Origin of the sequence: Cryptosporangium aurantiacum (genome assembly GCF_900143005.1) — a bacterium.
In the GTDB taxonomy this organism is placed as follows: Bacteria; Actinomycetota; Actinomycetes; order Mycobacteriales; family Cryptosporangiaceae; genus Cryptosporangium; species Cryptosporangium aurantiacum.
Window position 1 is genome coordinate 1,294,982 of sequence record NZ_FRCS01000001.1, and the last position, 13,047, is coordinate 1,308,028.

Here is a 13,047-nt window from a genome sequence, read left to right on the forward strand (position 1 = left end):
GGCGGCCGCCGAATCGGTGGTCACTTGCGGTGGATCGTGTAGTGCAGGATCAGGAACGGCAAGCCGTACAGCGAGAACGCGTGTTCGGCGCGTAGCTTGCCGTCCCTCACGTAGACGTCGAGCCGTTCGGCGAAGCCGGGAACGCTCAACGTGGTGAGCTCGCGGGTGCCGGGGTCGATGTAGGTCAGGTAGTGGCCGGGGTGGGCGAGCGGGCTGCGGCTGGTCAGCATGAGGCCGCCGTCCGGGCGGGGTTGGGGGAGCAGAGTGGCGGTGAAGCTGCCCTGCGGCACCGGAAAGCCGACGCTCACATAGCCGCGCCCCTCGTGCCGGTACGTGGTGTAGATGCCCACATAGATGGGCTCGTCGGTGTCGGCAAACGAGCGAATCCACCCCCGCACCCCGATCAGGTCGGCGCCGTCCGGCGTGATCGTGTCGATGCGGCTGCGCACTCCTCGTAGGGTCTCGCGCTGGTTCATCGGCACGTTGGCCTGGCCCACCGGACGCGCCACGAGCGTGCGGTAGAGCAGGTAGCCCGGCCGCACCCAGAGCCGCCACTCGGGCACGATGTCGAGCCGGAACCGGGTGGTGTGCTCGTAGAACTCGCGGACCAGCGGCTGGACACCCGCGGGGTCGAACTGCGGGCCGGCCAGGTCGTCGAGCGAGGCCACGATCCCCACGTCGGGGGCGTCGGCCTCGTACGTGCCGCCGAGCACCTCGGCGAGCTCACGCACGTAGCCGGTACCGACGTAGCGCGCACGGGCCTCGAGCGGCACGACGAACGGTAGTTCCTCGGCCTGCACGCCCTCGGCCAGCAGGCTCACCTGGGCGTCGCGAAACAGGAGAGCGGACAGAACGCGGAAGCCGACCACCGCGCCGGCCGCTACCGCACCGGGTTGGTGCCCGCCGGCCAACCGCCAGGCGGCTCCGACGGCGGCACCCGCCACCGGGCCGAGCGCTACCTTCTGCGGCCGCAACCCGAGCGCGCCCGCTACCGCGCCGGCCGCCGTACCTACCGCCACCGGCCCGGCGTGGGTGATTCGCCCACCGAGCCAGCCCACCGGCGCCGCCATCGCACCGCTCATCACCACCCGCGACCACCACGCCGGAATCTCATCGGGCCGCTGCCGGGCCCGTGCCACCGCCTCGGTCGCCGCGAGCGCCATCGCTCCGGCCACCGCCGCCCGGCCCTTCCGGCGCCGCGCCACCGAGGCACCGGCCAACGCCCCCACCGCTGCGGCGAGAGCCAACCCGCCGACGCGTTCGCGACTTCTCGCACGTCGCCTGGGCTCGGTCGCCGTCATGTGCGCACGCTAACGCACCGTCCCCTGCCGACTGGACAGCCGCCGGCTCGCTCAGGCCAGATCGACCCAGACCGACTTGGTGTTCAGGTACTCCTCGACGCCTGCCGCGCCCATCTCGCGTCCCCAGCCGCTGGTCTTGTAACCACCGAACGGGACGGCCGGGTCGAACAGCAGCATCGTGTTGACCCACACCGTCCCGGCCTGGATCAGCGCGGCCATCCGGTGCGCGATGCCGAGGTCGCGCGTCCAGACCCCACCGGCCAGCCCGTACGGGCTGTCGTTGGAGCGGGCCGCGACCTCCTCCAGCGTGTCGAACGGCAGCACGCAGGCCACCGGCCCGAAGATCTCCTCCCGGGCCACGCGCATCTGGTCGTGCACATCGGTCAGCACGGTCGGCGCCAGGAAGTAGCCGGCGTCGGAGGCGTCGAGCGTCCGCGTGCCCGCGGCCGTCCGCGCGCCCTCCGCGGACGCCAGCGAGAGGTAGCCGGTCACCCGGTCCAGCTGCTCCCGGGAGACCAGCGGCCCGATCGTGGTGGCCGGGTCCAGGCTGTCGCCGACGGTCAGCCCGTCGGCGAACGCGGACAGGCGCTCGACGAACTCGTCGTGGATCGGCCGCTGGACGTAGATCCGGGTGCCCGCGCAGCACACCTGGCCGGAGTTGGAGAAGACCCCCATCGCGGCGCCCGGCACGGCCCGGTCCAGGTCGGCGTCCGCGAACACGACGTCGGGCGACTTTCCGCCGAGCTCGAGCGTCACCCGTTTGAACGTTCCGGCCGCAGCCCGGAGCACGTGCCTGCCGACCTCGGTCGAACCGGTGAACGCGACCTTGTCGACGCCCGCGTGGTCGACGAGCGCCGCACCCGCGGCCGGGCCGAACCCGGTGACGACGTTGACCACGCCGTCCGGGAAGCCCGCTTCGGCCACCAGCTCACCGATCCGGAGCGCGACCAGCGACGCCTGCTCGGCCGGTTTGAGCACGACCGAGCACCCGGCCGCCAGCGCCGCGGCGAGCTTCCAGATCGCGTTGCTGATCGGCCGGTTCCACGGCACGATCGCCGCGACGACGCCCACCGGCTCCTTGAGCGTGTAGGTCAGCACCGCTCCCGGCACCGAGTTCGGGATCGTTTCGCCGTGGATCTTCGTCGGCCAGCCGGCGAAGTAACGGAGCACCTCCGCCTCCCAGGCGGCGGTGGGCTTCGACCGCCGCCGCCCGATCGGTGCGCCCATGTCGACGGCTTCCAGGTGCCGCAGCTCGTCGTAGTGCTCCTGCACCAGGTCGGCCAGCGTCCAGAGCAGACGCTGGCGGCCCCGCGGTTTCATCGTCCGCCACGGCCCGGCGAACGCCGCGCGAGCCGCGGCGACCGCCCGGTCGACGTCCTCGGGTCCGGCCTCGGCCAGTTCGGCGATCACCGTGCCGGTGGACGGGTTCAGCGTCTCGAACGTCCGGCCGGACGCCGCGTCCACCCAGGCCCCGCCGATCAGTAGCTGCTTCACGCGACCACGAAGTCCCGGATTCCGAGCAGCTCGGCGGCGTTTCCGCGGAGTACCTTCCGGGCCACGGCCGGGTCGCAGCTCGCCAGCGCCACGGTGTAGTCCAGCGGCGCGCGCAACCCCTCGGGGTGCGGCCAGTCCGAGCCGAACAGGACGTGGTCGGCGCCGAGGGCGTCGATCAGCTCGACGACGTCGTCCTCGGGGAACGGGCAGACCCAGAGGTGCTCGGCGAGCGCCTCGCTCGGCTTCGATGGCAGCGGCCCGCCGATCATCGGCCCGCGGCGGCCGAGCGCCGCGGCCTTGTCGACGGTCTTGAACAGTGCCTTGAGCCAGCTCGCACCGTTCTCGATCGAGACGATCCGGACGCGGGGGTGGCGGCCGAACAGGTTGTGCAGCGTCAGCGCGGTGAGCGTGTCGACCAGCGGCCGTTCGGTGTTGCACAGCGCCCACTGCAGCGGCGACTGCTGGTGCGACGGGTTGTCGCCGTTCTCCGACCACAGCGTCCCGTAGAAGTGGTTGTAACCGCTGTTCGAGACGTGGAAGACCACCGGGACCCCGGCGTCGGCGACCGTCGCCCAGAACGGGTCGAACAGCGGGTCAGCGGGCGAGTGCCCGCCGATCGGGCCGGGGCAGAGGTGGACCAGCCGCGCGCCCGCGTCCAGGACCCGGTGCAGCTCGGTCATCGCTTGCGCGATGTCCAACAACGACAGCATGGGGACGCCGTACACGCGGCCGTCCGCTCCGTAGCCCCAGTCCTCCTCCAGCCAGCGGTTGAACGCCCGCAGGCTGGCGTAGGTGAGGTCGACGTCGTGCCGCAGCTCGTACTCCACCGCGACGCCGAGCGTCGGCAGCATGATCGCGGCCTCGACGCCCTGTTCGTCCATCAGCGCCAGGCGGGCGCGCTTCTCGCTGAACTCCGGGTGGTCCCTGGAGGTGACGATCTCCCGGTGGGTGAAGCCGTCGGCCACCCCGCCCACGAACAGTCCCTGGAGCGCGCCCGGGGCGGACGCGTAGTCGCCAGGCATGACGCTCATAAACGTGCGCCGATCCTTGAGGAACACCCGGCCGAGCCCGTCGTCGCCGCGCTGGACGCGGATCGTCTCGTCCCGATAGCGCGCTTCGATGTGCCGGGTGAAGCAGTCGTCGGGCTCGTAGTAGTGCTCGTCGGCGTCGACCAGCCGGTAGTCCACCACGGTCAGCCTCCGGTTCGTCGGCTGGGATCGGTCGTAAGAAAGTAAGTGCCCAGTTACTATGCTCCACGAAGCCCTTCGCTCACAACTCCTTGCCGAGGTCGCCATGAGAGTCTGCGTCGCGTACCGGGTCGGAGAGCCGCTCGTCGTCGAGGACCTGCCGGTCCCGGCGCTGGGGCCGCGGGACGTCCTAGTCCGGGTCACCGCCAGCGGTATCTGCCACACCGACCTCAACGTCCTGGAGGGACGGTCGGCGCTGCCGCTGCCGATCGTCCCCGGGCACGAGGGGTGCGGGATCGTGGAGGAGGTCGGCAGCGAGGTACGCCGCACACGGGTCGGCGACCGGGTGCTGGCCTCGGTGGCACCGGCGTGCGGGGCCTGCTGGTGGTGCCTGAACGGCGTCTCCACGCATTGCGAGCTCAACCCGGTCGTGAAGGCGGCGCCCCGGTTCGAGCTCGCCGACGGCCGGTGGGCCGGTGCGGTGTGTGGTTGCGGGACGTTCGCCGACGCGATGGTCGTCCACGAGGCGTCGGTGGTGCCGGTCGAGACGAGCCTGCCCGACGAGCAACTGGCGCTGCTGGGCTGTGGCGTCACGACCGGGCTGGGGGCGGCACTCAACACCGCGGAGGTGCGGCCGGGCAGCAGCGTCGCGGTGATCGGCTGCGGGGGCGTCGGGCAGTCGGTGGTGCAGGGTGCCCGCATCGCCGGCGCCGCGACGATCGTGGCGATCGACCCGGTGGCCGGCCGCCGCGAGGCGTGTCTGCGGGTGGGTGCCACGCACGCGATCGACCCCGGCGCGAGCGACGTGCTGGCGGAGGTGCGCGGGCTGACCGGTGGCCGCGGCGCGGACTACACGTTCGAGGTCGTCGGCCGCCCGGAGCTGATGGTCCAGGCGTTCGATCTGGCGCGTCCGGCAGGCACCGTGACGTTCGTCGGCATGCCCGCGGTCGGCGACACGCTGACGCTGCCCGCGATTCCGGCGGTGTTCTCCGGCAAGCGGATCGCGGGCTCGGTGGTCGGGGGAGCGCAGATCCTGCGGGACTTCCCGCGCTACGTCCGGCTCGCCGAGAGCGGCTTGCTCGACCTGTCCGCGATGGTTTCCCACCGGATCAGCCTGGCTGAGATCAACGACGGTATCGACGCGATGACGCGCGGCGAAGGGGTCCGCACCGTGGTGGTGTGAGCGGGCGCCGCTGATCGGCGCCCGCTCCCGGTGTGGGCCGAGGATCAGGCGGAGGGTGGGACCTCGAGCAGCATTGCGGTGGCCATGCCGCCGCCGGCGCACATCGCGGCGACGCCGAGGCCCCCGCCGCGCCGCCGCAGCTCGTGGGAGAGCGTCAGCACCATGCGCGCGCCGGTCATCGCCACCGGGTGCCCCAGGCTGCAGCCGCTGCCCAGCACGTTCACCCGCTCCTCGTCCAGGCCGAGCGCGCGGGTGGCCGCGACGGCGACCGACGCGAACGCCTCGTTGATCTCCCAGAGCGCGACGTCCTCGACCGAGCGTCCGGCCCGCCGCAGCGCCTTCTCGATGGCGGCCGCCGGTGCCAGACCGGTCTCCGCGGGCGGGACGCCGACCGACGCCCACGCGCGGACGACCGCCAGCGGCTCCAGCCCCTCGCTCCGCGCGACCGCCCGGTCGGTAACGACGAGGGCCGCCGCACCGTCGTTGACGCCGGCCGAGTTGCCCGCGGTGATGCTGAAGCCCTCGATGCCCCGGTTCAGCGGCGGCAGCGACGCGAGCTTCTCCAGGCTGGTGGTTCGCCGGGGGTGCTCGTCGACCGCGAACGTGACCGCGGATCCGTCCCGCCGGACGACGTCGATCGGGAACGTCTCCGCGGCGAAGCTGCCCGCGTCGATCCCGGCGATCGCCCGCTGGTGGGAGCGGAGCGCCCAGGCGTCCATCTCGGCGCGGCTGACCCCGGCCTTCACCGCGGTGTTCCAGCCGACCGTGATCGACATGTCCGCGATCGGTGCGTCCGGCGTCTCGCGGTGGCTGGGCGCGAGCCAGTTCTCGGTCCACTCGTCGGTGGCCGGGCACCGCCACGCCACCGTCGGCATCGTCGAGCTCGACTGGACACCACCGGCGACGACGACGTCGTCCATCCCCGCGATGATCGACGACGCCGCGGTCTGGATCGCGGACAGCCCGGAGGCGCAGTGCCGGTTGTGCGCGATGCCGGGCGCGTTGACCAGCCCGGCGTCGATCGCGGCGTACCGTCCGATCGCGCCGCCACCGTAGAGCGACTCGCCGATCACGACGTCGTCGAACGCCTCGGGGGCGAGCCCGGAGCGCCGGACGGCCTCCGCGACCGCCTTGGTGGCCAGCGTGAACGCGTCGATCTGGGACAGCGTTCCCTTGTAGGCGGTGCCGATCGGGGTACGGGCGCCGGCGACGATCACGGCTTCTCGGTCGGTCATCAGTCTCGCTCCTCGATGTCAGCCGGGGGTGACCACGCGGCCGGGGCGTTCTCCGGTCAGCTCGTCGGACTCGACGACGATCTGGCCGTTGACCAGCGTGTAGTCGTAGCCGCGGGCGCGCTGGACGTAGCGGCTCGCGCCGAGCGGGAAGTCGTCGGTGAGTTCGGGGGTCAGCAGACGCAGCGCGTCGAGGTCGATCACGTTCACGTCGGCGAACGCGCCCGGCGTGAGCACACCGCGGTCGGCGATCCCGAACAGCCGGGCGCCCTCCAGCGTGAGCTTGTACACCGCGCGGCCGACGTCGAGCCGCTTCTCGTCGCGCACCCAGTGGCTCAGCACGTAGGACGTCTGGCCGGCGTCCATCGTCATCGCGACGTGTGCCCCGGCATCGGCCAGCCCGAGGACGACGTCCGGGTTGGTGATCATCGTGGCGACCGCGTCGAGGTCGGAGTTGAGGACCGGGTAGTACAGCAGGCCCTGGCCGTCGGTCTCCAGCAGGTAGTCGACGAACGCGCCCGCCGGTGTCCGGCCCCGGCGGGCGGCCTCCGCGGCCAGGCTGTTCTCCGGCCGGACGTCGTAGTGCGCGACGCCGGGCGGTAACAGGTACAGCTTCGCCGGATCCTTGGGCGCGAGCGGCCCGGACAACTCGGCGCCGTTCTCGGCCTGGTCGACCAGCACCTGGCGGAACGCCTCGTCGGCCAGCGCTTTCCGCCGCTCCGCGCTCGGTCGTTCCCGCAGCTGCGTCCAGGCGGGCAGCGCGTCGTACGGCGTCCGGCCGTGCAGGCCGTAGAGGATCGCGGTGCCGCGCCCGGACGTCTGCGGGCGCAGGTCGGCGCCGCGGGCGCGGGCCGCGGCCACCTCGTCCATCACCCAGGACCACAGGCCGGGACGACGGTCGCTCTGCGTGATCGCAAACGTGAGCGGCCGTCCGCAGGAGCGGCTGACCTCCTCCATCCAGGCCATCTCGGCGATCGAGTTCCGGCGCTCGGCACCGTCGCGCTCACCGATCCGCGGGGTCGCCTCGAGGACGCCGCGCCCCCGTTCGCCGAGCACGCCGGCGAGCGTCACGAGTTCGGACGGCTCGGCGAACGTGCCGGGCAGCGGCCGTCCGTCCGGAACCGTGTGCAGGAAGCTGCGCGACGTGGAGAAGCCGAGCGCGCCGCTGTCCATCGCCTCGGCCAGCACCGCGGCCATCTCCCGGACGTCGTCCGGCTCGGCGGGGGACTCGTCGAGGCTGCGCTCGCCCATCACGTAGTAGCGGAGCGCGCTGTGCCCGACCAGACCGCCGACGTTCAGGCCGAGCGGGCGGTCGTCCAGCGCGCGCAGGTAGTCGCCGTAGGACTCCCAGCCCCAGGGCAACCCGGCCATGATCGAGTCGGCGGGAATGTCCTCCACCGAGTCCATCATCTCCGCGAGGTATCGGGTCGCGGCCGGACGGACCGGCGCGAACGTGACCCCGCAGTTGCCGAGCACCACGGTCGTGACGCCGTGCCAGCAGGACGACGTGGCGCTGGGATCCCAGAACAGCTGGGCGTCCAGGTGAGTGTGGATGTCGACGAAGCCCGGCGTCACGAGCCTGCCGCGGGCGTCGATCTCGCGCCGGCCGGGGTCGGGTACCTCCCCGACGGCGGTGACGCGGTCCGCGTCGATCGCGACGTCCGCGCGGACCGGACCCGCGCCGGTTCCGTCAACGACGTCGCCACCCCGGATCACGATGTCGTGCATGGCCTCACGCCCCTACCTAAGAAAGCATGCGTTCACTTACTATAGGGGCCGACGCAGCGGACGTCACCCGGTACGAGGAGGTGCCCGTGGGGGCGATGGACGGGCGGGTCGCGGTCGTCACCGGCGCGAGCCGGGGCATCGGGCAGCACATCGCGGAGCGGTTCGCCGCCGAGGGCGCGGCGGTGGCGCTGGTCGCGCGGACCGTCGAACCGGGCACGTCGCGGCTGCCCGGTTCGCTGCAGGAGGTCGTCGACGGCATCCGAGCCCGGGGTGGCGTGGCGGCTGCCGTCCCCGCGGACCTGACCGCGCCGGACGACGTCGAGACCGTGCTGTCCCGGGCCGAGGCGGCCCTCGGGCCGGTCGACACGCTGGTGAACAACGCCGGGGTGAACTTCTACGGCCCGGCGCTGGACCTGCCCGCCAAGCGCTACGAGATCATGGCCCGGATGATGGTCCAGACCCCGTTCCGGCTGTGTCAGCTGGCCGCGGCCGGGATGGTCACGCGCGGGCGGGGCTGGATCCTCAACATCACGTCGAAGCAGGCCAGGCACCCGTCCGGCCCGCCGTACCCGGACTGGGCCGCCGACGGCAGCGTCGCCTACGGCATGTGCAAGGCCGCGGCCGACCGGCTGGCCACCGGGCTGGCGGCGGAGTTGCACGGCACCGGGGTGAGCGTCAACGCGCTCGGCACATCCGGGCTGGTGCGGACGCCGGGCGTCGCGGTCGTCTCGCCGCACACCCCGGACAACACCCCGGTCGAACCCGACGACGCGATGGCCGAAGCCGCGCTCCTGCTCTGCACGGCACCGGCGGGCCAGGTCACCGGCCGGATCGAGTACAGCATGGAACTGCTCGGGCGGCCGTTCCCGCTCGGCCCCTGGGCGCTGTCTGCGACGCACTAGCCGGTCCCGGGTGGGCGGTTCCCCGACCGCTAGGATGAGAGTAGGTACCTACTTTCGTCGGACGGAGTCGCAGTGGCCGAGCCGGAGACCCGCCCGCGGCGCCGCAGGCTGACCGCGGACGCGCGCCGGAGCTCCATCCTCGCGGCGGCCCGCCGCGCGTTCAGCGAGACCGGCGACATGAACGGCACGACGATCAAGCTGATCGCCGAGCACAGCGGCATCAGCGAAGGCATCATCTACCGGCACTTCGAGAGCAAGGACCAGCTCTTCTACGAGGCCGTCGTCGAGCCGCTCAAACACGCCGTCGACGACCTGGTGGCCGCCGCGACCGTCGTCGACCGCGACCAGCCGCTGACCCCGCAGCGCCAGCGCTCCACGATGCTCGGGCTCTACCGCCAGCTCACGTCCACGCTGGAGGAGATGCTGCCGTTGCTCGGGCTGGTGCTGTTCGGCGACCCGGAGGTCGCCGGGCGGTTCTACCGCGAGGACTTCTCGACCGCGATGGACCGGCTCGCCGAGGCCTGGCGCGAGGTCGAGGACCGGTACGGCTACCCGTTCGAGTCCCCCGACATCTCGGCCCGCGCGGTGATGGGGATGGCGCTCGTGCTCGCGCTGGAGAACCACCACAACCCGCAGTTCGACGCCGACCGCGCCACCACGCTGATCAGCGACGGCACCGTCAAGGGCTTCTTCCCGAGCCTCCAGCCGACCCGCAAGCGGCGCTGACCGATGGGTTACGTCGAGGTCGTCACCGAGCTGTCCGCGCGGTTCCGGTCCGGCGACGCCGCCGGTGCGTTCGCCCTCTTCCACCCGGAGATCCGGATCGAGCAGCCGGCCTCGCTGCCGCACGGTGGATGGCACGAAGGTCAGGACGGCGTCCGCCAGATGGGTGTGCTGTTCGGCGAGCACTGGACGCGCACGATCGACGAGCCCCGGATCCACGGGTGCGGCGACATCGTCGTCCAGGTGACCACCCAGACCTGGACCGCCACGACGACCGGCCGCGCCGCGACCGTGGACGTCGTCGAGCTGTTCGGCTTCACCGACGGGTTGATCAGCGAGATCCGGGTCTTCCAGCAGGACACCCACGTCCTGCTCGGCACGCTGGAGCGGTGAGAAGCGGATCGGGCCGGCGCTTCGGCCGGCCCGATCCGCGTCTCTCAGCCCGCCAGGCGCTTCGCGGCCAGCTCGCGGAGGTCGCCGGACTTCACCTTCGCGCTGCCGGTGAGCGCGATCTCGTCCTCGGCGAAGAACAGCACGTGCCGCGGGACCTTGTAGCTGGCCAGCCGCTCCCGCAGGTACGCGACGATCCCGTCGGCGTCGAGCTTCGCGTCGTCGTGCGGCACGATGCACGCGACGACGACCTCGCCGAGCGTCTCGTGCGGAACGCCGACGGTCTGCGTCACCTTGACGCCGGGGTACCGCGCGATCGCCTCGTCCACCTCGAGCGGCGACACGTTCGCCCCGCCGGTCTTGATGATGTCGGTGAGCCGCCCCTCCCAGAAGAGCCGGTTGCGGTCGTCGAGCCGGCCGCCGTCGCCGGTCCGGAAGAACCCCTCGTCGTCGAGCGTGTCGGCGAGCGGTGTGCCCACGTAGCCGAGCATCAGCGTCGGGCCCTTCACGCAGATCTCGCCGTGCTCGCCGCGGGGGAGGACCTCCGCGGTCAGCGTGTCGACGATCTTGACCGTGACGCCCGGCAGCGGCTCACCGCTGCTGCTGCCACCCACCTCGGGCGGCGTGTTGGCCGGGAAACACGTGGTCAGCGTGAACGTCTCGGTGTTGCCGTACGCGTGGCCCGGCTCCGACCAGTCGCTCGACACCGTCGGGTGCTTCGCCAGCGCGAACTTCGAGTCGGCGAACCGCAGGCTGCTCAGGTCGACGTCGGACCAGTTCGGCGCGGCCTCCAGCTGGGGCCACTGGTGCGGCCAGGCCAGCGGCATCGTCACCCGCTCGGCGTGCATGAGGTCGAGCGCCTCGGCGGCGTCGAAGCCGCGCTGCAGGACCAGCGAGCCGCCGGTGCACAGCGTCGCGCCGAGCGCCATCGCGAAGTTGCCCGACCAGAACAGGCCGTTCGCCGGCCAGCACCGCACGTGGTCCTCCGGGCTCAGGCCGAACAGCCGGGCGAACCGCCAGCACTGGATCGCCGCCGCGCGGTGTGCGCTGAGAATGCCCTTCGGCTTGCTCGTCGACCCGGACGAGAACAGCAGCAGCCCGGCGTCACTCGGGAACGTCGTCTCGGCCGTGGCCTCGACCAGCTCCGCGGGTTCGGTCTCACCCCGCGCCAGGAAGTCGTCCCAGGACTCGACGGCCCCACCGGCGCCGGACCCCACCACCGCCAGGCCGCGGAGGAACGGGAACGTCGTCGACCGGATACCACCCGGGGCCGCGGTGCCGATCTGCGGCTCCAGCCCGGTCAGGATCTCCAGGAAGTCCTTGCGGGGTGCGTCGCGCTCGAACAGCAGCCAGGAGACGCCGGATGTCTGCAGCAGGTACTCCAGCTCGGACGGCGTGGAGAACGTGCTCAGCGGCACCGGGACGCCGCCGGCCAGCGAGATGCCGAACACCGCGGAGACCCACTCCGGGCGGTTGGTCATCAGGACGCCGACCCGGCTGTCCTTGCCGTGGCCGGACGCGCGGACCGCACGGGCCACCGTGACGGCCCGGTCCCAGAGCTCGGCGTACGACCAGCGGATGACGCCGTCCGCCTCGCGCAACACCAGCGCCTCACGCCCGGCGAACCGCGTGGTCGTCTCGCGCAGCAGGCCGGGGAGCGTGAGCGTGCCCAGGCCGGGTTCCTCGGCGAGCGGCGGCCCGGAGGCAATCGACAGACTCATCGCGGCACCTCCACCTCGGCCGTGCAGTCCACCAGCACGGTGCCGTCCTGGTTGGTCAGCCGTAGCTTCACCTGGACGAGCGGCACGCCCCAGGACGACTCGGCCTCCTTACCGACGACCTCCGCGTCGAAGTACGTGACGTCGCCCTCGTAGGCCGGACCGCGGAAGTTCGCCTTCGAGTGGCGGACCATTCCCTCGTGCCCGGCCCAGTAGGACAGGTAGTCGGTGCACCAGGCGCCCATCGTCGCGCCGTAGCCGTACGCGCGACCCATCCCGATCTCGCCGGCCTTGTCGCTGTCGATGTGGCCCCGGGACGGGCCGACGTAGAGACCGTCCCGCTTCCGCGGGTCGATCCGCGCGCCCTCCTCGTCGAACGCGAAGCCCTCGACCCAGCCCGGGTCCTGGTAGACCCACGGATCCTCGACGCCGGCGGGGGTGACCCAGTGGAACGTCCCCCAGATGTTGAACAGGAACGCGCGGTACTCGGTCGTGAAGCTGGCGATGCTGTGCGGACCGATCACCCGGCGGGGTAAGCGGTCGCCGACGCTCACCTCGTCGAAGTGCGGCGAGACCCCGGCGCGGTTGGAGAGCAGCCAGTCGTACCGCACCTTCTCGATCTCGTTCAGCTCGGTCGCCGTCCACTTCCGCGCGGTGCCGACCTGCGCGTCGTACAGCCCGCGCTTCTCGGCTTCGGCGGCGAGGTAGCGGATCGCCGTGGACCGCTCCTTGGCGACGAGCGTCCCGTGCTGGTTGGTGTGCGTGGTGTCGCCGCGGGAGAACATCGTCGGCCCGGCGAACTTCGTGTCGACGACCTTGTAGTCGTGGAAGCGGCGCTCCTGGAACAGCTGGTCACCGGGGCGGACCGGCGCGCCGTAGAACCACCACTCCTCGCCGCCGAAGATCAGGTGGCTGCCGGGGATGTAACCGACGCAGGCCGGCTGGGCGCCGTGCCCGTAGTCCAGCGCCACCGCGATCGACTGGGGCGCGATCAGGCCGCCGTACTTGGACTCGCGGGCGAACTCCTCGTCCCAGTGCAGCGGGTTCGGGTAGTCCATCGCCATCACCCAGCGCCGGACGTCCGACGAACTGCACGGGTCCCACAGCTGTCCACCGCCGACCGGCTGTCCGACGCGGGGGTCGACGTCGGTGAGATCGAGTTGGACGTCGTTGTCGCTCATGTCTGAAT

11 protein-coding genes are annotated in these 13,047 nt (G+C 72.0%); 4 read left to right on the plus strand and 7 right to left on the minus strand.

The window, feature by feature from the left end; translation table 11 throughout:
• Positions 1–20: 20 nt before the first annotated feature.
• Genes BUB75_RS05715 through BUB75_RS05725 form a run of 3 tightly spaced genes read right to left on the minus strand, consistent with a single transcriptional unit; the run spans position 21 to position 3,982 of the window.
• On the minus strand, positions 21–1,301 hold the full coding sequence (locus BUB75_RS05715; protein ID WP_073252096.1) for a hypothetical protein: 1,281 nt from the start codon (positions 1,299–1,301) through the stop codon (positions 21–23).
• A 51-nt stretch (positions 1,302–1,352) separates the two neighbouring features.
• Positions 1,353–2,795 carry an aldehyde dehydrogenase family protein gene (locus BUB75_RS05720; RefSeq protein ID WP_073252098.1) on the minus strand — a complete coding sequence of 481 codons (1,443 nt, stop codon included), beginning with the start codon at positions 2,793–2,795 and terminating at the stop codon, positions 1,353–1,355.
• Positions 2,792–3,982 carry an amidohydrolase family protein gene (locus BUB75_RS05725; protein ID WP_073252846.1) on the minus strand — a complete coding sequence of 397 codons (1,191 nt, stop codon included), beginning with the start codon at positions 3,980–3,982 and terminating at the stop codon, positions 2,792–2,794. Before BUB75_RS05725 ends, BUB75_RS05720 begins: the two co-directional genes overlap by 4 nt.
• 106 nt (positions 3,983–4,088) lie before the next feature.
• Between BUB75_RS05725 and BUB75_RS05730 the strand changes: the two genes are divergently transcribed.
• On the plus strand, positions 4,089–5,165 hold the full coding sequence (locus tag BUB75_RS05730; RefSeq protein WP_073252100.1) for a Zn-dependent alcohol dehydrogenase: 1,077 nt from the start codon (positions 4,089–4,091) through the stop codon (positions 5,163–5,165).
• Between the two features lie 44 nt (positions 5,166–5,209).
• Here BUB75_RS05730 and BUB75_RS05735 read toward each other — a convergent pair whose 3' ends face one another.
• The gene (locus tag BUB75_RS05735) at positions 5,210–6,400 is read right to left on the minus strand and encodes a thiolase family protein (protein WP_073252102.1); all 1,191 of its coding nucleotides are present in this window, start codon (positions 6,398–6,400) and stop codon (positions 5,210–5,212) included.
• A gap of 18 nt (positions 6,401–6,418) precedes the next feature.
• The gene (locus BUB75_RS05740; protein ID WP_073252104.1) at positions 6,419–8,125 is read right to left on the minus strand and encodes an N-acyl-D-amino-acid deacylase family protein; all 1,707 of its coding nucleotides are present in this window, start codon (positions 8,123–8,125) and stop codon (positions 6,419–6,421) included.
• A gap of 86 nt (positions 8,126–8,211) precedes the next feature.
• On the opposite strand from BUB75_RS05740, the gene BUB75_RS05745 reads away from it, so the two are divergent.
• From BUB75_RS05745 to BUB75_RS05755, 3 genes are all read left to right on the plus strand, one after another.
• Positions 8,212–9,027, plus strand: a complete 816-nt coding sequence (locus BUB75_RS05745; RefSeq protein WP_073252106.1) for an SDR family NAD(P)-dependent oxidoreductase — start codon at positions 8,212–8,214, stop codon at positions 9,025–9,027.
• A gap of 72 nt (positions 9,028–9,099) precedes the next feature.
• Positions 9,100–9,753, plus strand: a complete 654-nt coding sequence (locus tag BUB75_RS05750) for a TetR/AcrR family transcriptional regulator (RefSeq protein WP_073252108.1) — start codon at positions 9,100–9,102, stop codon at positions 9,751–9,753.
• A 3-nt stretch (positions 9,754–9,756) separates the two neighbouring features.
• Positions 9,757–10,143 (plus strand): nuclear transport factor 2 family protein, encoded by a 387-nt coding sequence (locus tag BUB75_RS05755; protein WP_073252109.1) that lies wholly within the window; start codon positions 9,757–9,759, stop codon positions 10,141–10,143.
• Between the two features lie 44 nt (positions 10,144–10,187).
• On the opposite strand, the gene BUB75_RS05760 is transcribed toward BUB75_RS05755, so the two are convergent.
• Entirely contained in the window at positions 10,188–11,861 is a 1,674-nt protein-coding gene (locus BUB75_RS05760; protein WP_073252111.1) for a class I adenylate-forming enzyme family protein, read from the minus strand.
• Positions 11,858–13,039, minus strand: a complete 1,182-nt coding sequence (locus BUB75_RS05765; protein ID WP_073252112.1) for an FAS1-like dehydratase domain-containing protein — start codon at positions 13,037–13,039, stop codon at positions 11,858–11,860. The genes BUB75_RS05760 and BUB75_RS05765 overlap by 4 nt, the downstream gene beginning before the upstream one ends.
• Between the last annotated feature and the right edge of the window lie 8 nt (positions 13,040–13,047).

Bases quoted from the DNA above. Each gene is read 5' to 3' on its own strand.
- BUB75_RS05730 (WP_073252100.1), top strand. From the start codon at position 4,089: ATGAGAGTCTGCGTCGCGTACCGGGTCGGAGAGCCGCTCGTCGTCGAG.
- BUB75_RS05740 (WP_073252104.1), bottom strand. From the start codon at position 8,125: ATGCACGACATCGTGATCCGGGGTGGCGACGTCGTTGACGGAACCGGC.
- BUB75_RS05765 (WP_073252112.1), bottom strand. From the start codon at position 13,039: ATGAGCGACAACGACGTCCAACTCGATCTCACCGACGTCGACCCCCGC.
- BUB75_RS05715 (WP_073252096.1), bottom strand. From the start codon at position 1,301: ATGACGGCGACCGAGCCCAGGCGACGTGCGAGAAGTCGCGAACGCGTC.
- BUB75_RS05760 (WP_073252111.1), bottom strand. From the start codon at position 11,861: ATGAGTCTGTCGATTGCCTCCGGGCCGCCGCTCGCCGAGGAACCCGGC.
- BUB75_RS05735 (WP_073252102.1), bottom strand. From the start codon at position 6,400: ATGACCGACCGAGAAGCCGTGATCGTCGCCGGCGCCCGTACCCCGATC.
- BUB75_RS05755 (WP_073252109.1), top strand. From the start codon at position 9,757: ATGGGTTACGTCGAGGTCGTCACCGAGCTGTCCGCGCGGTTCCGGTCC.